The organism is Flavobacterium sp. AC267 (genome assembly GCF_979258715.1).
In genome coordinates this window covers 3591940-3613846 of sequence record NZ_OZ409875.1, presented here as the reverse complement: position 1 = coordinate 3613846, position 21907 = coordinate 3591940, and the positions used below count along the sequence as shown (strand labels likewise).

The following is a 21907-nucleotide window of genomic DNA, read 5'->3' as shown; positions in this document are numbered from 1 at the left end:
CTTTCATTGTATTCAAAAGATCAATTATGGAAGCATTTTTAGGAATAATAATAAAATTGTATAATTGCTTGCCACGCCTGAATGAATGCACTTATACCAACTACCAAAATAATTTTATAGAGTATATATAATTTGTCTTTCAATACTATTGTAAGGTTTATAAATAAACAAAATACAATTACAATTTCTGTGACTTTGGTATATACTAAAGGAGGATTTTTGGTCGCAAAAACAGATACACAGCAAAGTAGTATAAAAGCACAATAAAGGTTAAAAATAATGCTACGTTTTAATAATGGAAAAACAGCTGCTGAAGTGATATCTGAATTAAAATAAAAATACAATCCCAGAATTACATTGACAATAGATAAATAAAGAAACTGTGGATTAATAATTTCATAAGTTTTGAAGTAAGGGAAAAAATCAATTATAAGCAGTGAACTAATAACTGCAAGCACAACAAAATTCGATACTATTTTTTTTCTTTTAGTTTCGTTGATGATCGTATCAATACTATTCGCATTCATAATATGATTTTTTGCAAAAATACAAATAATTATGTAATTTCCTACTTTTTGCAATTGAATTCTATTTCAGTTTGGATTATTTAGAAAGTTGTACACTACTTCAATTGAGAAAATTGAAAAATTTGACCTCATTTAGTAAATAATATTCAAAACACTCTATATCTTTGCACAAAAACTAAACTTAATGGAAAAAATATTCGACAACACACAGGTTGCATTTTCGTTAAAAAGTGATACAGAACTTGATAGAGCTTATTTTCTTTTTAAAATGATTGACAGCGAACCATTAGTGCGTATTGGGACAGCAGTAACTAATTTTGCTATCAAAGCACATCTTCCAGTTGAAGGATTAATACGCGCAACTGTTTTTGATCATTTTTGTGGCGGGGTTAACGAAAATGACTGTTTAACTGTAGTTGATAAAATGTTTACTAAAGGTGTTTCATCTGTATTAGATTATTCAGTTGAAGGAAAAGAAGAAGAAGCACAATTTGATCTCGCTTTGGAAATGACCTTAAAAACTATTGAATTTGCAAAGGAGCGTTTAGCGATTCCGTTTGCAGTATTTAAACCAACTGGTTTAGGCCGTTTTGAATTGTATGAAAAATTAGGAGAAAAGCAAACCTTATCTCCAGCTGAACAGGAGGAATGGAATAGAGTAGTAGCTCGTTTTGATCAAGTTTGCAGTGAAGCACATAAAAAAGATGTTGCTTTATTAATTGATGGTGAAGAAAGCTGGATGCAAGATGCTTGCTGATGATCTTGTTACCGATATGATGCGCAAATACAATAAGGAAAAAGCCATTGTATTTAATACTTTACAAATGTACCGTTGGGATCGTTTGGATTATTTGAAAAAATTGCATGATATTGCAAAAGCGGAAGGTTTCTACATCGGAATGAAATTAGTTCGCGACGCGTACATGGAAAAAGAAAACAAACGTGCGGAAGAAAAAGGATATGTTTCTCCAATTTGTGTTTCTAAACAAGCAACAGATGATAATTATGATGCCGCTGTAAACTATATGCTGGACCATTTAGAAACAATGGCGATTTTTGCAGGAACACATAATGAATTGAGTTCATACAAATTGATGGAAATGATGGCTCAAAAAGGAATTGCTAAAAACGATAATAGAATCTGGTTTGGACAATTATACGGAATGAGCGATAATATTAGTTATAACTTGGCTGAAAATGGTTATAATGTAGCTAAATATCTCCCTTTTGGCCCAGTTAGAGATGTTATGCCGTACTTGATTCGTCGTGCCGAAGAAAACACTTCTGTTGCCGGACAAACAAGCCGCGAATTATCTATGATTAAAGCTGAACGCAAACGTAGAAAAGGGAAATAATTTTCAGTTTTCAGTCTCGGTTTACAGTTTACATATTAAAAAGGTTCCAATTTTTGTTGGAACCTTTTTCGTTTGTTGTAGACGTACGTGCGATTTTAGATTTTAGTCCCGAAGCCTCGGGATTAGATTTTAGATTTTACAAAAAAAATCCATTTGCAAAGCAAATGGATTTTTTTTGTATTGGAATTTGGAATTTTAAAAATTGGAATTTTATCTAATAGTTACTAAACTGAAGATTACTTAAGTTCTTATAGATTCCGTTTTCTAAATTAATTAATTCCTGGTGTGTTCCTTCTTCTGAGATTTTTCCGTTATCTAGAACTAGGATTTTATCTGCATTTCTAATAGTCGAAAGTCTGTGAGCGATAATGATGCTTGTTCTTCCTTCCATTAGGACTTCTAAAGCTTCCTGAACTAGTTTTTCGCTTTCACTGTCTAAAGATGAAGTTGCTTCATCTAATATTAAAATACTCGGGTTTTTAAGCGCCGCTCTTGCAATTGCAATACGCTGGCGTTGTCCGCCTGATAACTTAACCCCGCGTTCTCCAACTAACGTTTCAAATTTTTCTGGGAAACCTTCTATAAAATTAAAAGCATTAGCCTGTTTTGCTTGCCAGTACAATTTCTTCGTCAGAAGCGTCTGGTTTTCCGTAGGCAATATTTTCTCTGATTGTTCCTCCAAATAAAATAACATCTTGCGGCACAATACTCATGTTGTCGCGAAGATCTTCTAAATCATAATCGTAAATATTTTTTCCATCTATGGTTATTTCTCCAGAAGTAATATCGTAGAATCTCAATAAAAGAGAAGAAATAGTCGATTTCCCAGCACCGCTAGGTCCAACAATTGCTATTTTTTGTCCAAACTCGGCTTTGAAATTTACGTTTTTTAAAACCTGTATTTCCTGACGTGTCGGGTAACTAAAAGCAACATTATTGAAGGTTACATTTCCTTTAATTTTTTCTTTTTTTCTATTAACATCAGAATTGATTTTCTCCGGATTTTCGTCTAATAATTCGAAAACCCTTTCGGTTGCTCCAATTGCTTTTTGGATCTGTGCATATAATTCGGCGATTCCACCAAATGAAGCTCCGACGAAAGTAGAATACAAAACAAAAGAGATTAATTGTCCCACGCTCATTTCGCCCGCAATACTCAACCGTACACCAAACCAAACTACCGCTACAATGGCGCCAAATAAACAGAAGATAATAAATGAAGCAAAATAACCTCGATATTTACCACCTTTAATAGCCAGTTTTACAACATCGCTGATTTTACCTTTATAACGTGCAATTTCGTACCATTCGTTAGCAAAAGCTTTAACAATGCTGATTCCCTGCATCGTTTCTTCAACTATAACCTGACTTTCTGCAACCTGATCTTGAACTTTTTTTAGAATATTTTCTAATAAACCTTCCAAAAACAACTGCTGCAATTGCCACTAACGGTACTACTGAAAGCATTAATAAAGTTAATTTCAAGCTTTCAGTCGCTAATAAAATAACACCTCCAATAATTAATATAAACTGACGTAAAAACTCAGCAATTGTAGTAGTTAAAGTATCTTGGATTTGTGTAATATCCGCACTGATACGACTGTTTAATTCTCCAACTCTTTTTTGAGAGAAGAAAGTCATTGGCAGTTTTACTAAATTGGTATACAAAGCCAAACGGAGATTTGCCAATGTATTTTCGGTAAAGTTTACAAATAAAGACAATCTGAAAAAGGAGAAAAATGATTGTAAAAACAAGATAGCAATTAATCCTAAAGCGATTGTATTAGCTTGGTCGTTGTCTTTATTTTTTACACAGTCAACAAGCATTCCCATTAATTTTGGAAAGGCTAGGGCAGTAGCTCCCGTTAAAAGCAGAAAAATTAATCCGATGAAGAATTTCCATTTGTGATTTCCTGCGTATGTAAATATTGTTTTTGCTTTGGTAAGTGAAGTAGCAGTTATTTTAGATTTTGGTAAATCATTTTCTTTAAATCTTGCCATTAGAATTTACTATTTTTAGGTATACAAATGTATGACTATAGGAAATGAATACAAAGTAATATTACGAATTAGAGTTCCATATTCTGCTTTTTTAACGAAAATATAAGAAAACACAATTTTTTGTTCATTTTTTAACAGACTGAAAAATAGAGAGCTAAATAAAAACATCAAAAATAATTTCATTTTTTTTCTATTTATGCTTGCAAATACAAAATCTAGCTGTATATTTGCACTCGCAATCACGAAATGATAGCGACCCTAGTAAAATAGGGCGATTAGCTCAGCTGGTTCAGAGCACCTCGTTTACACCGAGGGGGTCGGGGGTTCGAACCCCTCATCGCCCACAGAAAAACTCCTTAAGAAATTAAGGAGTTTTTTATTTAAGTACACTTTTTTTTTCGTTAAGAAATAATTCAAAAATTACTACACCTTTTTATAAATACGCTGAAAATATTTATAAAAATCTTCGTTTTAAATAGTCGACTGCAAAGACACTTTTTGCCTGCCTTAGAACAATTTCCCCTGTATTTTAATTAACAAAATAATTAATTAAAAAATGATCAAATTAATCAACACATTCATAATTACAGGTGGTCCTGGAGTTGGAAAAACAACTATTATTCAAGAATTAGAACGAAGAGGATATAATTGTATCGATGAAGCGACACGTCAAATTATCAAAGAACAAGTAATAAATAATGGAGATGCACTTCCGTGGGCAAATCAGGAAAGATATACTTATTTAATGCTTGAAAGGTCTATAGATGATTTTCTGAAAAACAAGGACGATTCTTCAATTACCTTTTTCGATAGGGGTATTCCTGACACTATAGCATATGCAAATCTAATTAAATTGGAAATATCCAATGAATTAGCTGAAACTGTTCGAAAATACAGGTATAATCATATTGTATTTATATTACCGCCTTGGGAAGAAATTTATCAAACAGATTCTGAGCGTAAGCAAACTTTTACAGAAGCAATTGAAGTTTATGACACATTAAAAAGAACTTATTATGATTATGGGTATCGACTTATAGAAGTTCCAAAACTAAAAATAAGAGAAAGAGTTGATTTTATTCTTTCTACAATTGAACCAAATAATTAGTATCACATACACTAAAACTCCTTAATTACTTAAGGAGTTTTTTTTATGGCTATACTTCCACAATGTATTTCTTTACCATTAATTGTATAAGTTAGATTTCCCTTGTTTAGACTAAGTCCTGTTCGTAAAGTTCCTTTAGCACCTTCAACCACGCAGAGCATTACAACATAAAAGCCAGTTGATTCTTTCGAATTAATGATTCTTTCTAATGAAGCTGCTTTATAAATATCAGTATCTAAAAAAGATTCTAAATCTGTTAAGCCATAATTAAACAAGGACATTTTCTCAGGAACCATCGTATCAGGAGGTATCACTATTTTAAAGTATTTGCCAGGTAAAGAGGGTACTTCATATGAATTTATAGGAAACTCAATTTTCAATTCCAGAATATTATCCGTTTCGTTTATTATTCTAGTCCAAAAAACGGCATAACGATAAACTTCGCCATTAGGAGCAGTATATTTCATTCCGCCTCTCGGGAAGCTGTTTTGTATTATTAGACTTGCGCTTTTAGAATCATTATACTCATATTTAGTATAAATGTCTTTGTTATTAATAATATTCAAATCTTTTTCAGCAAGGCCATTTTTTACCAAATGAAACGTTTCAGCCTCAGCTTTATCTTTCATGGATTCATTCCCTTCTTTACAGGAAAAAAGTAGAGCCATCAAAATCAATATTAATATATTTTTTTCACTTTTTTAATGTACTTTTTTATACCAATTCTTTACCAGTATTTTACAATTAATCAATCTCAGTCGCTTTTAAATTATATTTTGTTCAATTTCAATATTATTATAGGCGGCCCAGCGTTTTAAGTTACCTACAAATCGTTTTAGATGATCCTCGTTTAGAAATATATTTGTCCAATATTCAAATCTATCACATTGAATACTGATGTAATAATTCATAATGGCCAGGCAGAGGTATGGAAGTATTCTTTTTCTTCTTCAGATATTTCAGTCACATTTTCATATCCTTTTAAAAAGCTCTCGGCTTTAATTAAATAGTCATTCTCATTGAGGTTGGTCGAAAAAAGCTGAAACAAGAAATAAGAAATATCAAGACATAACCAGCCATTACCGCAAAAATCAAAATCAAAAAAAGTTACTTTATTTTCTTCATCGATATGCATATTATCAAACCAAACATCAAGATGAACTGCTCCAGATCTTATTTGTTTTTCATCAACATTATCAAACTTAATTTTTAGAAAGCTCGATAAAGCGTCTAAAAATAAAATTTCATCTGATGATTTGTTGAAAAAAAGCTTTGTTCTTGTAAGTGATTCATCAAGTAAAGTCTGCGTATTGTAGGTTATCCTTTCCAAACTGAACATTTCTGCGGCTTTATGAACTTCGGCTAGTCCTTTACCTATGAAAAAACTCGCATCAGCTGAAAATTTTGCTGTTTTTGAACCCTTTGCGTACGAAAAAAGCACGCCATACCTTTTCCCTTCAGGAGCATTAAATTCCTGAACCAGCTCATTCGATATGTCCTCTATTGGATAGGACACGGATGTATTGCTATTTTTCAGATGCAATAAAAGTTTTAATTCTTCGTCTATTTCTACTCGAGTTCTCCAATTGAAGGTGTAGACTCTAAAAACAAACTTTTCATCACCATCCAACACAATATACAAATGGTTCATTGCGGCTCTAAAAAGTTTACATTCTGCAGTTTCACTTAGACCATATTTAGCTATAATGAATTCTCTGATTTTATCTGCCGAAAGAATACTATGTGTAACTGAAAATTCTTGTGCCATTTTTTGTTTTTATTTTAATTCTGAAGAGGGCAAATGTATACTATTTCTCATCAACTTTAAATTTGATCCCGTTTAGGCTAAATTTTAAGCGATTTCGAAAGTAGGAAATTTATATTTAATTTAACTTCGCACACAGATATTATTAACATCTAATGAAACAGATTATTATATGTTTGACGTGAACAATCAAACTAAAATTTATGAAGAAAAAGTACTTAATTATTGTAATGTTATTTTCGATTTTTGCAGTTAATGCCCAAAATGACAACTCAGTCCATGAGAAAAAAAATGAAGTCAAAGTAAATGTTTTTTTGCCTTTATTAGGTGTCTTTGAAGGAACTTATGAGAGAAATTTAAACAAAAAATCATCAATAGGTGTTTCTCTTTTTACCGTATTCAATAACGAAAAATCAGAAGATGATTTAAATTATTCTATTTCTCCGTATTATAGAAGATACTTTGGAAAGAAATATGCCTCTGGATTTTTTGCGGAAGGATTTGGAATGTTAAGCTCAATTGATGGGAAAAAAATATATGATGTAAATGATAGTTCAATATTTACTGAAGGCTCTGATGTAATCGATTTTTCGCTAGGTTTAGGCTTGGGAAGTAAATGGGTTACTAAAAGTGGAATTATATTTGAAATTAATGCTGGCTGGGGAAAGTTATTGTTTAATGCCGATAAAACGGATCATACTCAAGTTGTAAGATTTGGTGTTCAGTTAGGTTATAGGTTTTAAGATAATAATAATATGGTAAAAGCTTTTTAAAGACTTTTTATTTCATATTCTGATGCGATAATAGAGATACTTAAATACGATTTATAAATTTATTCAAAATAATAAATACCAAATAATTACATGAATTTACATATGGCAAATCTTATCCTCAATTTCCGAAACATTTTTTCAAAAAAACCATTGTTGCATTTAATACTTTTAACCATAATTTTTACTTCCAGTTCTATGTCTGCTCAAAAAAAAGAGATGATGGTTCGTATTTCGGAAATTGAAATTTTTCCGGAATTTTTATCAGAATACAAGACTATACTTAAAGAAGAATCTGTTGCATCAGTAAAATTAGAACCTGGAGTTTTAGCAATTTTTCCTATGTATCAAAAAAATGATTCAACGCAAATAAGAATTTTAGAAATGTATAAGGATCAAGATTCTTATCAATCCCATTTAAGAACGCCTCATTTTCTAAAATATAAAACAACAACGATCAAAATGGTTAAAGCACTCAAATTGGTCGATATGAATACAATTGATTCTGAATCAATGAAATTGTTGTTTAGAAAATTGAATGAATAGTATTTTTGAAAGCTAAGCAACATTTTACTAATCAAAAAAGAAAAATTCAAAATCACTTGTTTATTGTTGTCGCGGATACTATATTTGCGACAACAATTTAAATATAGTAAAAATGAGAGAATTAACTTTTGCATCAGTGCAAGTAAAAAATCTAGAAGCATCAAAAAACTTCTATGAGAAAAAATTAGGATTCGAGATTGGAAATACTAATCCTCAAGCCTGTATTTTTAAGTATAATGAAGGGCAGGCAAGTTTTGCTATTCGTACACCGCTCGAACCTATAGAAGGAAAAGAATTAGGAACAGGAGTAGCGCTTTGGTTTGCAGTAAACGAAAATGTAGATGATTTGAAAGAAAAATTCATCGCAAATGAAGTAACTACTGCTGGCCCAATTATTGAAACTCCTTTTGGAAGAGCATTTCATGTTAAAGATCTTGACGGTTATAAACTTACTTTTCTAGAAACAAAATAAATGTAATTATTTACTAATTTTAGAAAGAAATTCTGGAAGAAAAACAACTGTTTCAATATCATTTTATGTCTAAAGAAATTAATTTTCATTTTAAAAGTCCAAAAGATAGTCCAGGTTATTTGCTGGGACAACTGACAATGCTTTGGCGAGCGTAAACTAAAAAAAGTATTAGATCCGTTAGATTTAACCCAGACGCAATTTGTATTGTTGGTCGCATTAGGCTGGCTTTCAAAAAAAAGTGATTCTGTAACACAAATTGACATTGCCAACCAAAGTAATGCCGACAGAATGATGGTATCTAAAGTATTGCGAACGCTGGAAGAAAAAGCTTTCATAACGCGACATGAACATCAAACGGATACAAGGGCAAAAACAATTCGGCTCACAAATACTGGAGAAAGCGTTTTGCAAAAAGCAATTATTGAAGTTGAAAATGCTGACATTGAATTCTTTTCTATTTTAAATGAAAATCTTCCATCTTTCAATTCTAACATGGTAAAACTTATTGCTATTAATAAGACCGAATAGAAGAAGTGTATATGTTATAATGGCCAAAAGCATCGTAAAACCGACTTTGATATAAAAAAACTCCTTAATTTTTTAAGGAGTTTTTTTGTACTTGTTAAAAAGCATCTTCATCAAAATACTCATATCCAGAACCAGTCATATTTGCAATTGTTTTTAATTCTACATAAAAGTTTTAGACTTAATATTTTGTCCATCAAATCGTAATGTTTTGATGTAATTACAATCCAAAAAATATTCAATCCATATCGAATCTCCGATCTGGATTTTTTCATAATATTTTTGATTTATCCAAATGCTTTTATGTTTTTCTTCAACTGCTGAATAAATTTTTATTTGGTGCGAAGTACTATCAGACTCGTGTCCTTCAATCGTAACAATTTCTTTTTCTAAAACTATTGTATCGCCCTCAATTTTAGTCTGCGATAGTAAATTCTGCTGTTCTTTTATTGTGTCTAATATTCCCCTAATCGTAAGGTAAATCCAAAGTCCGAAAATAATTAGAACTATTAAAATTAGAAATCCTTTATCCTCTAACTCATCATTAGTGATGATGGCATAAATACAAAAAGCAGGAAAAACAACCGAAAATAGAGAGAAAATCAACCAGCCTAAGTAGCTCTTCTTGAGTTTTGTTTTCAGGAATTTTATATCCTCATTATTGAGAACTGTAATTTTTAAAGTTTTGGGCATACATTACTATTTGTTCGGCTAATATAAACATATCGCGTTAATTCAAAATATTTCTGTGTTATTGATTTTAGTAAAAAAAAGTAAAACCTTCAACTGAATTATTGCAGATCTCCAAAAAAAGCAATAAATTACATTAAATCTAAAAAATCAATATGCAAAATATAGAACAACAAAAAGACTGGTCAATAGATGAAATTCAGAATGTTTGGCAATTGGTTTCAAAATTGCATGAAGGGCAAAAATATGGTGGTGTTAATGAAGGAGAAAGGGTAGAATACATCAATCATATCGGAAGCGTTGTTTTTGAAGTTCTAAATGCCGTTCGTTTAACAGAAAATATGAATTCTGATTTAGCTGTTAAATGTGCGATGCTCCATGATACCATAGAAGATACAGCATTTGACTATGAAAAAGTAAATGATTTATTTGGAGGTCAGGTTGCGTCGGGAGTTTTGGCATTAACCAAAAATGAAAACATTGCGGATTCGTTTGAAAAAATGCGTGATAGTTTGAGCAGAATAAAACAACAGCCGATAGAAGTCTGGGCTGTAAAAATGGCCGATAGAATATCAAATTTGTATGAACCTCCATATTATTGGAATGACGAAAAAAAACTGAAATACATCGAAGAAGCCGAAATTATATTACATGAGTTTGCAAGACGGCAACAAATATTTGGCAGAAAGATTAAAAAATAAAATTAAAGAGTATTATCGTTTTTTAAGTTCTTCTAACTAAAAAAATAACCTCCAAATGGCTTCATTTTGGAGGTTGTTTTTTATAAACTATTTCAATACGGTATCATAAATCTGATTCACTAGTTCTTGTCTCATTTTTGAATTTCTTTGATCCAGCAGTATAATAATTCCCCAATTTTGAGCTCTGTTATAACAGATAATAGAGGACTGTCCCATAGAGTCGCCTGATTTAGAATAGATGGTATTCTTATCATCTGTCATGATACCTAAGCCTAATCCCATTTCCCTTTTTTCGTCTTTGTAAAAGATTTTTTTCTGTAATTAAAGTCGCTTTACCAACCGCATTATCTTTATTTAAAACAGCCTTTAAATAAGTAACCATATCAGATGTATTTGATTTTACTAATCCTGCGGGCGCTGTAATATTCCAATTAAAGAATTCTTGAATACCTCCTTCAGGATTATGACTTGTTGTGATATTCTTTACATTAAAATCTGTAGTAAAAGTATTTTTCAACTTTAAGGGAATAATTATTTTCTCTCTTATAATTTCATCGTAACTTTTATGATACACTTTTTCAAGTATTTGACCAAGTAAAGTATAACCAATAGTTGAATAGCGATATTTACCATAATCTTTTAGTTCTGTACAATTATTAACTAGAGCAGTCAGCGTTTCTTGGGTAACAATGCTTACAGGTCGCTGTGGATTCAATTCTATCAGCTTTGCAAAATCTATATCAGGTAAGCCGGATTGATGAGATGCCAAGTCTGAAATTTTTATTTTGTTTTTAAGGTTTGGATGCAGTACATACTCTTTGGGAATAAAATTATCTATATAATCATCTGTTTTAATTTTATTCTCATTTACTGCCTGTGCAATTAAATTAGAAGTTAAAATTTTAGTAATAGACGCAATTTCGAAGATTGAGTTTTTATCAATTTTAGTTTGAGTTTCTGCGTTCAAATTACCGTAGGAAGTATAGTACTCTTTATTATTTTGAACTAAACCAACACTGATTCCCACGTTGGGATTTTTTTGATAATTATCCTTTATTATAGAATCAATTTTTTTGGTAATATCTTGTCCAAAAGAAATGTTACTCATTATTAAAAGCCCTGCTAAAATTTTTACTGAAGTTTTCATAGTATCGTTTTTTGTGTTAGAAATTTATTTCGATACAAATGTGAAAAGAAACTAGTCTTACGCGACCGACTAAAAAAAGTCGAACGCTTTTCTTTAAAAAATAATAGTACGACTTTTTACAAAAATAGAAAACACTAATTTCAATACCTTAATTTTCAGCGATATAAAAAAAAACTCCTTAAATATATTAAAGGAGTTTTCAGCAATTCATTTTTCATTAATTTGAAAACTATTTTTTATTTTTAGAAGTTGAAATGATTTTTTTCTGCGACACTTGATCATAATTTGTATTAATTAAATCTGCTACAATTCCAGAATTGTTATGATTTAACAAAATCACCAAACCCCAATCTGCCTTTTTATTATAAGCCAGAATCGAAGAACAAGCCATTGTATTTCCTGTTTTATATAAATAAACATCATCATTTGTTCGCTCCATTTGAAGTCCTAAGCCAATTTCTCTCAGTGTATTTTTATAAAAGGTATTTTCGCTTATTGTCGGCGCTTTTGAAATTTCAGTTTTATTAGATAAAATACTCTTAACCAATTTCGTTAAATCTGATGTATTAGATTTAAGCAGACCTGCCGGCGCAACTACTGTATTCCAATTGAAAAAATCTTGCTGAACGCCTTTATAATCGTAGCCTGTTACCATATTTTCAACAGTATAAGAAGAAGTGAACGTGTTTTCCATTTTTGTTGGAGTGAGAATCTTTTCTTTTATTAAAGTCTCATAATCTTTTCCATATACCTTTTCTAGTATGGCGCCAAGCAAGATAAAACTCATATTAGAGTAGCGATAATTGCCATAATCAATTAATTCTGTTTTCTCATTGATAATAGAATGAACCAATTCTTTACTTATATCTAAAGGCTGTTTCGGATTTAGTTCTGTCAATTTTTTGAAATCTAAATCGGGCAGACCAGATTGATGAGAAGCTAAATCTGAAATTTTTATTTTGTTTTGAAGTTCTTTTGATAACTTATAATCTGGCAGATATCCATCTATAAAATCATCAACTTTTAATTTACCTTCATTGCTGGCTTGTGCTATTAAATTTCCCGTAAAAAGTTTAGTGATAGAACCAATTTCATAAATTGTTTTTTCATTTACTGCCTGCTTACTTTCTTTGCTTATTTTTCCATAATTAAAAAAGTATTCTTTACCATTATCAAGAAATCCAACACTGATTCCAACTTCTGGATTTTTCTTTGAAATTGACTGGCAAATCGAATCAATTTTCTTTGCGGCAGTTTGTCCATAAGCGACTTGACATATTATTAATAAGATTAAGATTCTTGAAAATATTTTCATTGGTTAAAGGTTTGGTGTTTAGTTATTTTTTGATTTGTTGTATTTTAAAGGAAGTATTTTGAGTTGATTTTTATTTCGAATCCACTTTTCTAAGCTCATTGAGCATATCATCTAAAAAAGCCTGCTTCGCTCTTTGTCATCTTTAAAATAACGTTGATACTGTACGCTTGCAGCTTTCAATATCAGCAATATTTACTTTATTAAAAGACCAATCGTCGATTTCTTTGACAGTGATGCTTAAACCGTCGGTACAGCCTTGCCATATTTTAGCAAATTTCGTTTTTTTATCTTCACTCAATTTGCTGAAATCAGCATAAACAGTATAACCGCGCATTTCAGAATTGAAAAATTTTTCAATCCAATAAATAGGAATACCGCCCCAATTTAGGGTTTGTCCTTCGGGTAATTTTATACTCGTTAAGCGCTTTTCGCTCATAGTATGGTCTTGTTTTCCTTTTACAAAAAAGTGTTCATCGTATGTTAATCTTGTTCCTTTAGGCACTAAAATTTTCTTCACTATTATTGGTTCGGTAGTAATAAAATAAGGATAATCTACAGAAGAATTACCGCCATTTGGACTCAAGTTTCCAATACATCCAGTAAGTATCAAAAGTAATAAGGAGGAAAAAGGTTTTATAAATTTCATAGTTCTTTGTCTATTAAGCTAAGATAGAAAAAAACTTACAGAGGCAGTCTATAAATTAGAATTGTTTTCTTAAATCTAGCATAATTTAATTAACTTAGTGTAAATCAATTTAATAAAATCAAAGTTTATGAAAACGAAAATGATATGGGGAAATTTGGTTTCATCTGATTTGCAAAAAACAATTCAGTTTTACACAAATCTAGGTTTCGTACAAAACGGAAAAGAAACAGAAGAATTGGTGAGTTTCTCTTTTGGAGACAGCAATTTTATAATTAACTTTTTCACTTCCAAGAGATTTAAAAATGCTCTAAAAGGCAATATAACGAATACTAAATCTGAAAATGAAATCATATTTTCTTTATCGGTCGTAAGTAGGGAAGAAGTAGAGCTTTGGCACGAAAAAGTCAAAAAAAATTGGCGGAACTATATTTTCAGAACCAGAAAATTTTGAACAAGGTTATACTTTCGGTTTTTCGGATCCGGACGGGCATAAATTTAATTTTCTGTATTGGCCGGGAATGTGATTCAATCTCAATTTATTGTGAATCTTTAAGTTGAATTACTATGCCGCCAAATCTTGCCTCTTGTGCAAAAAACAATTTACCATCAATTATACAATCACAAAATTGGTCGGTATCATTTTCTTTGATAATTTCTCCTTCCTTATTTTTTGTAATTGCCTTGAAACCGCCTGACATTCCGAGGTTTGAAAACTCAAGTACATTTCCATCTGCATCGTATGCGTCTTTAGAAGCACATTCTTGACAAATATACTTTGGATAGCGTCCATTATAATTCACTGGTTTAAAACAATTAGAACACCACTGTTTTATTTCTTTCTTTTTATACTCGTCACTCCAAACTATTCCCTGCCATTCATTAATTTTTTCATATTCTTTAAATGAAGGTTTTTGTTCCTCACGCAATTCATTCAAATATTCCGTTACTTGTTTTGCCAAGACCAATGGTTTATGATCAAATCCGTAATGTACGCTATACTTTAAATACCATTTTTCATCTTTACTAAATTCTTTCCAAAATTCATCTATAGTAGAGTAAACAGCGATTTCATCATAGTGTAATGATTGCCAATCTTCTTGTTTTGAAGGAAATATATCTCCTTTAGATAAAACAAATTCATCATTTAAGAAAGTAAGTTTAAATGTATCAAGAGCATCATAATAATAAATTATAACATCTTGATCTTTTAACTGATTAATCTGAATCGTATAGAATGCGACTAAATTCGGTTTGGCATTATATATTCTTATTCGCTCTTCTAATTCCCTTTCCGAACGATATTTATTTTCTAATAAATTTTCATATTTATCTTCACGAAAAGCAATGGAACGGCTTGAACTTATAAGATCGCCAGAAACATTATCAAATAATTCTTCAATGATTGAATCATTATTGTTTTCTGGTTTAAAAACCCTTTGAGTGATCAATTTGTACTTTTTATCGTCACTAATTATTTCAATTTTATTGTAATTGAAATACTCTTTCCACTCTTCAAATTCTAAAATACGAAGCGTATTCAAATCAATTTTATATTGTTTGGTTGGAATCACGGTGCCATTATAACCCAGATTTTCCCATTTGGTTTTATCTACAATACTTAGAGATACTATTAAAAGTTTAGATTCATAATCAATGAATGTCTGCGAAAATTCCCAGCCCTCATCGGGTATTATTTCAAAATTGCCGTACTCACATTTCCTAGGCTTGAAAAAACTGCTTTTTATAATTTTCATTTCTCTTATAAAGATTGTTACCGTAAATAAACCAATGCAAAGTAAGAATAATGCCGAAGACGGACTAAAATTTATTGAAAATTCAGCTTTTCAGAATACTATTTTTTTGCCATATGACAAATTTCCATTAAAAACTTATACTTAACTTTCGTGCATGAAAGAATTAGTAGAATACTTATTACAGTTTGGTAATTTAAATCAGCGGCAAATTGATTTAATTTTGACCAAAGCTAAAGAACGAGCCATTCCTAAAGATGCTTATTTTTCAGAAGCTGGTAAAATCGCTGTAGAAGTTGGTTTTATTGTAGACGGAATAATGAGGGTTTGTTACTATAATAACAAAGGCGAAGAAATAACGAAATACTTTATAGACGAAAATAATCTTGTTGTCGACCTCGAAAGTTTTCAAAATAGTATTTGTTCCTCAGCTTACGTACAAGCCGTTACAGATTGCAAGATGATTGTTTTTTCTAAAAAAGATTGGGAAGAACTGCTGATCACCATTATTGGCTGGGATACTATTGTACACAAAATTATCTCAAAAGCTTTAATTCAGAAAGTAGCCCGAAGAAGTCCGTTGGTTTCAGAAGATGCTACAACTCGTTATTTATCTTTTATGGAAATGTTTCCAAAAGTTATTAATCGCGTACCGCTTTCGTATTTGGCTTCTTATCTCGGAATTACACAATCTTCTTTAAGCAGAATACGAAAAAATATTCGCTAAAATCGCTTTTTGCCATATGGCAAATGTTTTTGTTTTTTATCGACGCAGACTTTGTACTCAATAATTTAAAAAGATAAAAAAATGGATTCAGTATTAATTACAGGCGCAAACAGAAGCATTGGTTTAGAAACCGCTAAACAGCTTTCAGAAAAAGGATTATTTGTTTATTTAGGAAGCCGTGATCTTGCAAAAGGCGAGGAAGTGGTAAAAGAACTAACACAGCAAGGTTTTAGAAACATTAAAGCGATTCAAATTGATGTTACAAACGACGAAAGTGTTTTAAAAGCACAAGAAATTGTAGAAAAGGAGCAGGGAAAATTAGATATTCTAATCAATAATGCTGGAGTTTTAGGAGATACACCGCAAGATCCTTCGACAACTGCTGTAGAAAAGATCCAGAGTACTTTTGATACTAACTTTTTTGGCGTAATTAGAGTTACACAAGCGTTTATTGAATTGCTTAAAAAGTCTAAGAATCCGATAATTAGCAATATCACTTCGGGTCTTGGTTCACTTACGTTGCATAGCGATCCTTCTTGGAAATATTACGCTATTAAAGCCGTTTCTTATGTTTCATCCAAAGCAACTTTAAACGCTTTTACTGTTACTTTGGCTTACGAATTAAAAGATTTAGGTTTCAAAGTAAATTCAATCGACCCAGGTTATACCGCTACAGATTTTAATCATTTCAGCGGGCCGGGAAGTGTAGAAAGCGCTGACAACTTTCATTATAAAACACACGCTGACTAATGAAAACGGGCCAACTGGAAAATTCTTCAGCAATGATATTGAAGACGAAAGCGAAGAAAGTCCTTGGTAAAATAAAAAAATGGTAGTTTTGTGAAATATTCAATTGAATAACTTTAAAGAAAGAACTATGTCAATTACAACAGAAGCAGAATTAGCAGGAATGAAAAAAGCAAGTGAAGCAGTTGCATTCACCTTAAAAGAAATGAGAAAGTTTGCAAAAGCCGGCATGTCGACCAAAGAATTGGATGATTATGGCGGACAAATACTAAACGATCTCGGCGCTAAATCTGCACCATATTTGACTTATGGTTTTCCTGGATGGACTTGTATCAGCGTTGGAAATGAATTCTGTCACGGAATCCCTTCAGAAAATAGAATTCTTCAAGAAGGCGATTTAATCAATATAGATGTTTCTGCCGAGTTAGATGGTTTTTGGTCAGATAACGGAGGCTCGTTTGTAATTGGTTCCGATGTAAACGAACATCAAAAACTGGTTGAAGCTTCCAAACAGATTTTGCATAAAGCGATTCACAATATAAAAGGAGGCGTTCGTATTTCTGATATTGGTTTTTTAATTGAAACAGAAGCTAAAAAAAGAGGTTATAAAGTCATTAAAAACTTAACGGGACATGGAGTAGGGAGAAACCTTCACGAAGCACCGCACGAAATAGCCAATTATAGAGACCGATTCAATTTGACAAGATTCAAAAAGAATTCTGTAGTTGCGATAGAAACGTTTATTTCCACAACTTCTACTTATGCTGAAACTTTGCAGGATGGATGGACAATGGTTGGTAACAAAGGCGGCTTTATGGCGCAAGACGAACATACGATTGTTGTGACAGAAGGCAAACCAATTATTTTGACAGAAATGAATGAAATCTGGAATTAAAATTAGATAAAAAAACGAAAGCTCCATTAGAAAATAATGGAGCTTTTTTTATATGTTTTTTTTCAATCAATCTAAAACAACTATTAACTATTAACTATTAACTATCAACCATTAACAATTAATAATTAATAATTAATAATTAATAATTAATAATTAATTTAAATTGGTTCCCAAAGTTCTATTTTATTGCCTTCGGTATCCATAATGTGGACAAATTTCCCATAATCGTACGTTTCAATATCATCCAGAATAGTTACTCCGTTTTGTTTGAGTTTTTCTAATAGACCTTCAATATTTTGAACACGGTAATTCACCATAAAATCCTTTTTGGATGGAGAAAAATATTCATCACCCGTTTTAAATGGACACCATTGAGTCGATTCTATTTGATCTGGTTTCTCAAGATTTCGCGATTCAAAACTCGCAGAACCCCAATCATTAATTTCTAATCCTAAATTTTTGGCATACCAATCTTTAGTCTCTTTTGGATTATCAAGAAAAAAGAAAATACCGCCTATTCCTGTAACTTTTGGTGTGTTGTCGTTTGAATTATTCTCGTTTTCCATAAAAATAGTTTTTAGATTACTGATTGAACTGTTAAAACTAAATCTAAGGTATAAAATAATTTATTCCGTTGCCGTTTTTTAAGTTTTGAATTATATTTACACTACAGCATAATTGATCTAAAAAAAGAGTAAAATGAAAAACGATAGAGTATATAAAATACTATTTTCAAGCGTCTATCCTTTATACATTCAAAAAGCAGAAAAGAAAGGCAGAACCAAAGAAGAAGTAGATATCGTAACCAAATGGTTAACAGGATACAGCGACGAAGAACTTAAAGCTCAAATTGAGAAAAAGGCCGACATTGAAACCTTCTTTGCTGAAGCACCAAAATTGAATCCGAATGTATCTAAAATTACAGGCGTTATCTGTGGTTATCGTGTAGAAGAAATCGAAGATCCGCTGATGCAGAAAATTCGTTATTTGGATAAATTGGTAGACGAATTGGCAAAAGGAAAAAGATGGAAAAGATTTTAAGAGAGTAAATAGAGAACCTCCAAAATGAAATCTTTCGGAGGCTTTTGCTATTTTTAAACTCGCAGTAAACCGCGAAAACCTCTTGCGGCATAATACGATTCTGCGCCATTATGATATACAAAAACGGTATTGTATCTAAAGTCAGAGAAAATTGCACCGCCTAATTTTCGTATTTCCGGCGACTGTCAAAATCCAGCTCGATGTTTTAGTATCAAACTTCTCTAACTTCTGTAATTCTTTGTATTGTTCTTCGTTTAAAATTTCAATTCCCATTTCAGCGACCATATTTACAGCGCTGTTATTAGGTTTGTTTTCTTTTCTTTTTTCGAGTGCTTCATGATCGTAACAAATACTTCTGCGTCCCTTTGGACTTTCAGCAGAGCAATCGGCAAAAAGATATTCATCTGTTTTTTTATCGTAACCAATAACATCTGGTTCTCCTTCAGTTCTTTCCATTTCTTCAAGCGACCATAACTTTTCAGGATTGGATTTTAATTTTGCTTCAATTTTTGTCCAATCTAAATCTTTATGCCGATTTAAATTCTTCTCAAAACGTTTTTCAAGCGTACTTAAAATCTCATCCTGCTCGTTTGTAGTTAATACTTTTTTCATCTGATTCTTTTTTTAATTTACAAAACACTTTCTCTCTGCAGGCCTGTAATACCAAGAGAAAATAGTCAAAACAATTAATAATAGCGGGCCAAAAAGTTCTTTGGCACCATCTCCGCATGCTAAATGAGAAATTACCGCACCAGACATAGCAAAGAAAAAACCTGCGTAAGCCCATTCTTTCAGTAAACCAAATTTAGGAATAAGTATTGCAATTACACCTAATAATTTCCAAACACCTAAAAGCGTTAAAAAATAAAGCGGATATCCTAAATGGGTCATCATTTCGGTTTCTTCTTTCATCTTAATGAGCTGTACAATTCCCGTAGAAGTCATTCCTAAAGCCAGCCAAATCGTGGCAATCCAGTAAATAAATTTATTTCGTTTAGACATACTATTTTATTTTAGGTTCGTTACAATTTCTTCCAATCTGTTATGCGCCATATTTAAACCTTGCGCAAAGGGCAATTTTAACTGCTGTTCTCTATGTTCAATTGATTTATAAATAATCTGCATCGTTAATATACTGGTTTTGTCGGTCAGCTTTTCAAATTCTAAAAACTCCAATTGAGGGGCGAAATTTGCATTATCCATTTCAAAAGTTCTCGTTATTTTTTCATTGGGCACAAAATCATGAATAGCGCCATTAGCACTAAATACCACGTTTCCGTTGGGATCGCTTGTTTCAAAATGCCAGCCGCCATGTTTTTTATTTTCCAATTTCAAAACTTTTGTTCCCATCCATTGTTCTACAATTTCAGGTTCGATATAAGCTTTAAATAATAATTCAACTGGAATATCAAATTCTCTTGTGATTACAAGATCTTGTCTGCCGTTTTCTGCTTCAATTTTCGTTTTTCTTTCCATGTTTTTATTTTTTATAATTTTTCATGATTGCTTCCAACTTATTAAAACGATCGTCCCACATTTTTCTAAAGGGTTCAATAAAGCTGTCGATTTCTTTCATTTTTTGAGGATTTAAATGATAATAAATTTCCCTGCCATTTTGTATTTGGTGCAGTAATTCACATTCATTTAATATTTTAATGTGTTTCGAAATGGTCTGTCTCGACGAATCAAAATTATCTGCAATTGCCCCAGGTGTCATTGCTTGTATAGCGACTAAACTTAAAATAGCTCTTCGCGTAGGATCGGCTATAGCTTGAAAAACATCTCTTCTAATTTCCATTATGCAGTTATTTGACTGCAAATATAATGAAGTCATTTGACTGCGCAATATAATCTGATGATTATTTTTAATAAAAAACCTTCAAACTTTTAAATTTGAAGGTTTTACATATCATTTTCCATCTATTTTAATCCAATCCAGCAAACTGAAAAGGTTTAAATTCCTTAAAATTCAACAACGATTCACCAGAATAATTTTCGTTATTAGCCAGACTCAATTTTTTAATTTTTCCTTTTTCACTAAAATCAATTTTACTGAATTCGACCCAAATCACATTCGGATTTAAAACATTATCAAAATAATAAACTAGATTTTTTTGGTCGGCAACAGTTCTCCAGCGGGTAGAGGAGATGTTAGGTTCTGTTTCTGATGCAATTCCCAAGGGAACAGAACAATTTCTTATAACGCCAAATACACTTGCCAAAGCTTTTCTCGTATCATCTGTTTTCGGAATAGCATCAATATAATATGAAGCTCTCACAAAACGATCTGCGACTCTATTAGTTCCGGGAAGCATAACGGTGCCAGGAATACTTTTCCAATAGGTATTGATCGCCAATTGTTCATCAAAAATAGGCGAGTTCGTCATGGTAACATATTTTCTATCGTGATGAATGACCAGTTTTCCATTGACATATTCGAAAATAGCATTATCACCGCTGGCGTCAGAAATTGCTAGATGTACTGTTGCAAAAATATCGGTTCCGGGAATATGGGAAGATGCAATAACAAAATCTTTTTTTTCTAACGCATTTACAGCTTCAGAAACAGTCGAAAAATTATCCAGAACATATTGCGACCAAAGCGAAACGGCCAGACCTTTTACTTTTCCGTTTTTCTCAAATTTCGGATATTGAGATTCTACCAGCCATAACAGATTACCGACAAGTCCTTTTTCGTTCATACCATCAGAAGACGCAATATCCCAAGAACTCGTAATTACGCTTCCATATTTAGATTTCCATTTAATAGAACTCGTTCCTGCTTCTCCAAAACGTTCAATTCCCCGTGGAAAAATCCATAAATTAGCTGGAATTTCTCCTTTCCAGTCCATTGACCTTGCCGTTATTATCGTGCCATTTAAGCCTTCGTAGACAACTCTTGTGCAGGGAAACGCAATTTCAGAAATAAGAGTAAAGGCAAGTAAAAGTGCAAAAAATCTGTTTCGTGATTTCATAGTTTTTAATTTTGATTAAGCGTATACTTTGCAGACAACTAATTTGTAAATAAAACCTCTCTATGCAATTTACGTCTTTTTTGTATTGATTTGAATTTCAATTCAATAGTTATAGAAAATCTTTTTTTAAGATACTTCGGTTTTTAATCAATATTATCTGGAATAATTATAAATAATATTGTGGTTTGAATAGAATTAAAGTA

General features: G+C 31.6%; 25 protein-coding genes, 1 tRNA gene and 4 pseudogenes. 13 read left to right on the top strand and 17 right to left on the bottom strand.

Features of this window, described 5'->3' with window-relative positions; all coding sequences use genetic code 11:
- Positions 1–38: 38 nt before the first annotated feature.
- Entirely contained in the window at positions 39–581 is a 543-nt protein-coding gene (locus tag ACZZ95_RS19100) for a hypothetical protein (protein ID WP_463470243.1), read from the bottom strand.
- A 130-nt stretch (positions 582–711) separates the two neighbouring features.
- Between ACZZ95_RS19100 and ACZZ95_RS19095 the strand changes: the two are divergent.
- A pseudogene (locus ACZZ95_RS19095) lies at positions 712–1882 on the top strand (proline dehydrogenase family protein).
- Positions 1883–2096: 214 nt separating this feature from the next.
- Here the strand turns inward: ACZZ95_RS19095 and ACZZ95_RS19090 are convergent.
- Both ACZZ95_RS19090 and ACZZ95_RS19085 read right to left on the bottom strand, forming a co-directional pair.
- Positions 2097–3306, bottom strand: a pseudogene (locus ACZZ95_RS19090) (ABC transporter ATP-binding protein).
- The gene (locus ACZZ95_RS19085; protein WP_463470242.1) at positions 3236–3883 is read right to left on the bottom strand and encodes an ABC transporter transmembrane domain-containing protein; all 648 of its coding nucleotides are present in this window, start codon (positions 3881–3883) and stop codon (positions 3236–3238) included. Before ACZZ95_RS19085 ends, ACZZ95_RS19090 begins: the two are co-directional and overlap by 71 nt.
- A 269-nt stretch (positions 3884–4152) precedes the next feature.
- Here ACZZ95_RS19085 and ACZZ95_RS19080 point away from each other — a divergent pair.
- Positions 4153–4227: transfer RNA gene (locus ACZZ95_RS19080), tRNA-Val, on the top strand.
- A gap of 212 nt (positions 4228–4439) precedes the next feature.
- Positions 4440–4991, top strand: a complete 552-nt coding sequence (locus ACZZ95_RS19075) for an AAA family ATPase (RefSeq protein WP_463470241.1) — start codon at positions 4440–4442, stop codon at positions 4989–4991.
- A 29-nt stretch (positions 4992–5020) separates the two neighbouring features.
- Here the strand turns inward: ACZZ95_RS19075 and ACZZ95_RS19070 are convergent, their stop codons facing one another.
- Positions 5021–5659: a hypothetical protein gene (locus ACZZ95_RS19070; protein ID WP_463470240.1), complete on the bottom strand. Its 639-nt coding sequence runs from the start codon at positions 5657–5659 to the stop codon at positions 5021–5023.
- Positions 5660–5898: 239 nt separating this feature from the next.
- Positions 5899–6759 (bottom strand): phosphotransferase, encoded by an 861-nt coding sequence (locus ACZZ95_RS19065; RefSeq protein ID WP_463470239.1) that lies wholly within the window; start codon positions 6757–6759, stop codon positions 5899–5901.
- A 200-nt stretch (positions 6760–6959) separates the two neighbouring features.
- On the opposite strand from ACZZ95_RS19065, the gene ACZZ95_RS19060 reads away from it, so the two are divergent.
- The 4 genes from ACZZ95_RS19060 to ACZZ95_RS19045 all read left to right on the top strand — a co-directional run bounded on the left by ACZZ95_RS19060 (position 6960) and on the right by ACZZ95_RS19045 (position 9072).
- Positions 6960–7499: a DUF3575 domain-containing protein gene (locus ACZZ95_RS19060; protein WP_463470238.1), complete on the top strand. Its 540-nt coding sequence runs from the start codon at positions 6960–6962 to the stop codon at positions 7497–7499.
- 225 nt (positions 7500–7724) lie between these two features.
- Entirely contained in the window at positions 7725–8072 is a 348-nt protein-coding gene (locus ACZZ95_RS19055; RefSeq protein WP_463470237.1) for a putative quinol monooxygenase, read from the top strand.
- Positions 8073–8184: 112 nt separating this feature from the next.
- On the top strand, positions 8185–8544 hold the full coding sequence (locus ACZZ95_RS19050; RefSeq protein WP_463470236.1) for a VOC family protein: 360 nt from the start codon (positions 8185–8187) through the stop codon (positions 8542–8544).
- Between the two features lie 204 nt (positions 8545–8748).
- On the top strand, positions 8749–9072 hold the full coding sequence (locus tag ACZZ95_RS19045; protein WP_463470235.1) for a MarR family winged helix-turn-helix transcriptional regulator: 324 nt from the start codon (positions 8749–8751) through the stop codon (positions 9070–9072).
- Positions 9073–9231: 159 nt separating this feature from the next.
- Here ACZZ95_RS19045 and ACZZ95_RS19040 read toward each other — a convergent pair whose 3' ends face one another.
- Complete coding sequence (locus ACZZ95_RS19040; RefSeq protein WP_463470234.1) at positions 9232–9762, bottom strand: hypothetical protein; 531 nt, start codon at positions 9760–9762, stop codon at positions 9232–9234.
- 152 nt (positions 9763–9914) lie between these two features.
- On the opposite strand from ACZZ95_RS19040, the gene ACZZ95_RS19035 reads away from it, so the two are divergent.
- Positions 9915–10460 carry an HD domain-containing protein gene (locus ACZZ95_RS19035; RefSeq protein ID WP_463470233.1) on the top strand — a complete coding sequence of 182 codons (546 nt, stop codon included), beginning with the start codon at positions 9915–9917 and terminating at the stop codon, positions 10458–10460.
- 87 nt (positions 10461–10547) lie between these two features.
- Here the strand turns inward: ACZZ95_RS19035 and ACZZ95_RS19030 are convergent, their stop codons facing one another.
- From ACZZ95_RS19030 to ACZZ95_RS19015, 4 genes are all read right to left on the bottom strand, one after another.
- The gene (locus ACZZ95_RS19030) at positions 10548–10742 is read right to left on the bottom strand and encodes a hypothetical protein (protein ID WP_463470232.1); all 195 of its coding nucleotides are present in this window, start codon (positions 10740–10742) and stop codon (positions 10548–10550) included.
- Positions 10711–11607 (bottom strand): serine hydrolase domain-containing protein, encoded by an 897-nt coding sequence (locus ACZZ95_RS19025; RefSeq protein ID WP_463470231.1) that lies wholly within the window; start codon positions 11605–11607, stop codon positions 10711–10713. Before ACZZ95_RS19025 ends, ACZZ95_RS19030 begins: the two co-directional genes overlap by 32 nt.
- Before the next feature lie 229 nt (positions 11608–11836).
- Positions 11837–12922: a serine hydrolase domain-containing protein gene (locus ACZZ95_RS19020; RefSeq protein ID WP_463470230.1), complete on the bottom strand. Its 1086-nt coding sequence runs from the start codon at positions 12920–12922 to the stop codon at positions 11837–11839.
- A 142-nt stretch (positions 12923–13064) separates the two neighbouring features.
- The gene (locus tag ACZZ95_RS19015) at positions 13065–13568 is read right to left on the bottom strand and encodes a hypothetical protein (protein ID WP_463470229.1); all 504 of its coding nucleotides are present in this window, start codon (positions 13566–13568) and stop codon (positions 13065–13067) included.
- Positions 13569–13695: 127 nt separating this feature from the next.
- Between ACZZ95_RS19015 and ACZZ95_RS19010 the strand changes: the two genes are divergently transcribed.
- Positions 13696–14019 (top strand): VOC family protein, encoded by a 324-nt coding sequence (locus tag ACZZ95_RS19010; RefSeq protein ID WP_463470228.1) that lies wholly within the window; start codon positions 13696–13698, stop codon positions 14017–14019.
- Positions 14020–14104: 85 nt separating this feature from the next.
- Here the strand turns inward: ACZZ95_RS19010 and ACZZ95_RS19005 are convergent, their stop codons facing one another.
- Positions 14105–15322, bottom strand: coding sequence for a hypothetical protein (locus ACZZ95_RS19005; RefSeq protein WP_463470227.1), 1218 nt, complete (start codon positions 15320–15322; stop codon positions 14105–14107).
- Between the two features lie 154 nt (positions 15323–15476).
- Here ACZZ95_RS19005 and ACZZ95_RS19000 point away from each other — a divergent pair, with 154 nt between their 5' ends.
- The 3 genes from ACZZ95_RS19000 to map all read left to right on the top strand — a co-directional run bounded on the left by ACZZ95_RS19000 (position 15477) and on the right by map (position 17688).
- Positions 15477–16046 (top strand): Crp/Fnr family transcriptional regulator, encoded by a 570-nt coding sequence (locus ACZZ95_RS19000; protein ID WP_463470226.1) that lies wholly within the window; start codon positions 15477–15479, stop codon positions 16044–16046.
- Between the two features lie 81 nt (positions 16047–16127).
- A complete protein-coding gene (locus tag ACZZ95_RS18995; protein WP_463470225.1) occupies positions 16128–16796 on the top strand; it encodes an SDR family NAD(P)-dependent oxidoreductase in 669 nt (222 codons plus the stop codon).
- Positions 16797–16923: 127 nt separating this feature from the next.
- Complete coding sequence (gene map / locus ACZZ95_RS18990) at positions 16924–17688, top strand: type I methionyl aminopeptidase (protein WP_463470224.1); 765 nt, start codon at positions 16924–16926, stop codon at positions 17686–17688.
- Between the two features lie 158 nt (positions 17689–17846).
- On the opposite strand, the gene ACZZ95_RS18985 is transcribed toward map, so the two are convergent.
- On the bottom strand, positions 17847–18254 hold the full coding sequence (locus tag ACZZ95_RS18985; RefSeq protein WP_463470223.1) for a VOC family protein: 408 nt from the start codon (positions 18252–18254) through the stop codon (positions 17847–17849).
- Between the two features lie 133 nt (positions 18255–18387).
- Here ACZZ95_RS18985 and ACZZ95_RS18980 point away from each other — a divergent pair.
- Positions 18388–18737, top strand: a pseudogene (locus ACZZ95_RS18980) (DUF2200 domain-containing protein).
- Between the two features lie 45 nt (positions 18738–18782).
- On the opposite strand, the pseudogene ACZZ95_RS18975 reads toward ACZZ95_RS18980, so the two are convergent.
- From ACZZ95_RS18975 to ACZZ95_RS18955, 5 genes and pseudogenes are all read right to left on the bottom strand, one after another.
- A pseudogene (locus tag ACZZ95_RS18975) lies at positions 18783–19341 on the bottom strand (DUF4256 domain-containing protein).
- 12 nt (positions 19342–19353) lie between these two features.
- Complete coding sequence (locus ACZZ95_RS18970) at positions 19354–19731, bottom strand: DoxX family protein (protein WP_463470222.1); 378 nt, start codon at positions 19729–19731, stop codon at positions 19354–19356.
- Between the two features lie 6 nt (positions 19732–19737).
- Positions 19738–20205: an SRPBCC domain-containing protein gene (locus tag ACZZ95_RS18965; protein WP_463470221.1), complete on the bottom strand. Its 468-nt coding sequence runs from the start codon at positions 20203–20205 to the stop codon at positions 19738–19740.
- Positions 20206–20209: 4 nt separating this feature from the next.
- Complete coding sequence (locus tag ACZZ95_RS18960; protein WP_095951192.1) at positions 20210–20527, bottom strand: ArsR/SmtB family transcription factor; 318 nt, start codon at positions 20525–20527, stop codon at positions 20210–20212.
- 127 nt (positions 20528–20654) lie between these two features.
- On the bottom strand, positions 20655–21704 hold the full coding sequence (locus ACZZ95_RS18955) for a linear amide C-N hydrolase (protein WP_463470220.1): 1050 nt from the start codon (positions 21702–21704) through the stop codon (positions 20655–20657).
- Positions 21705–21907: the final 203 nt, after the last annotated feature.

Coding starts and splice junctions, on each gene's coding strand:
- ACZZ95_RS19085 (WP_463470242.1), bottom strand. CDS start 3,883: ATGGCAAGATTTAAAGAAAATGATTTACCAAAATCTAAAATAACTGCT.
- ACZZ95_RS19075 (WP_463470241.1), top strand. CDS start 4,440: ATGATCAAATTAATCAACACATTCATAATTACAGGTGGTCCTGGAGTT.
- ACZZ95_RS19070 (WP_463470240.1), bottom strand. CDS start 5,659: ATGGCTCTACTTTTTTCCTGTAAAGAAGGGAATGAATCCATGAAAGAT.
- ACZZ95_RS19065 (WP_463470239.1), bottom strand. CDS start 6,759: ATGGCACAAGAATTTTCAGTTACACATAGTATTCTTTCGGCAGATAAA.
- ACZZ95_RS19060 (WP_463470238.1), top strand. CDS start 6,960: ATGAAGAAAAAGTACTTAATTATTGTAATGTTATTTTCGATTTTTGCA.
- ACZZ95_RS19055 (WP_463470237.1), top strand. CDS start 7,725: ATGTCTGCTCAAAAAAAAGAGATGATGGTTCGTATTTCGGAAATTGAA.
- ACZZ95_RS19050 (WP_463470236.1), top strand. CDS start 8,185: ATGAGAGAATTAACTTTTGCATCAGTGCAAGTAAAAAATCTAGAAGCA.
- ACZZ95_RS19040 (WP_463470234.1), bottom strand. CDS start 9,762: ATGCCCAAAACTTTAAAAATTACAGTTCTCAATAATGAGGATATAAAA.
- ACZZ95_RS19035 (WP_463470233.1), top strand. CDS start 9,915: ATGCAAAATATAGAACAACAAAAAGACTGGTCAATAGATGAAATTCAG.
- ACZZ95_RS19030 (WP_463470232.1), bottom strand. CDS start 10,742: ATGGGATTAGGCTTAGGTATCATGACAGATGATAAGAATACCATCTAT.
- ACZZ95_RS19025 (WP_463470231.1), bottom strand. CDS start 11,607: ATGAAAACTTCAGTAAAAATTTTAGCAGGGCTTTTAATAATGAGTAAC.
- ACZZ95_RS19020 (WP_463470230.1), bottom strand. CDS start 12,922: ATGAAAATATTTTCAAGAATCTTAATCTTATTAATAATATGTCAAGTC.
- ACZZ95_RS19015 (WP_463470229.1), bottom strand. CDS start 13,568: ATGAAATTTATAAAACCTTTTTCCTCCTTATTACTTTTGATACTTACT.
- ACZZ95_RS19010 (WP_463470228.1), top strand. CDS start 13,696: ATGAAAACGAAAATGATATGGGGAAATTTGGTTTCATCTGATTTGCAA.
- ACZZ95_RS19005 (WP_463470227.1), bottom strand. CDS start 15,322: ATGAAAATTATAAAAAGCAGTTTTTTCAAGCCTAGGAAATGTGAGTAC.
- ACZZ95_RS19000 (WP_463470226.1), top strand. CDS start 15,477: ATGAAAGAATTAGTAGAATACTTATTACAGTTTGGTAATTTAAATCAG.
- ACZZ95_RS18995 (WP_463470225.1), top strand. CDS start 16,128: ATGGATTCAGTATTAATTACAGGCGCAAACAGAAGCATTGGTTTAGAA.
- map (WP_463470224.1), top strand. CDS start 16,924: ATGTCAATTACAACAGAAGCAGAATTAGCAGGAATGAAAAAAGCAAGT.
- ACZZ95_RS18985 (WP_463470223.1), bottom strand. CDS start 18,254: ATGGAAAACGAGAATAATTCAAACGACAACACACCAAAAGTTACAGGA.
- ACZZ95_RS18970 (WP_463470222.1), bottom strand. CDS start 19,731: ATGTCTAAACGAAATAAATTTATTTACTGGATTGCCACGATTTGGCTG.
- ACZZ95_RS18965 (WP_463470221.1), bottom strand. CDS start 20,205: ATGGAAAGAAAAACGAAAATTGAAGCAGAAAACGGCAGACAAGATCTT.
- ACZZ95_RS18960 (WP_095951192.1), bottom strand. CDS start 20,527: ATGGAAATTAGAAGAGATGTTTTTCAAGCTATAGCCGATCCTACGCGA.
- ACZZ95_RS18955 (WP_463470220.1), bottom strand. CDS start 21,704: ATGAAATCACGAAACAGATTTTTTGCACTTTTACTTGCCTTTACTCTT.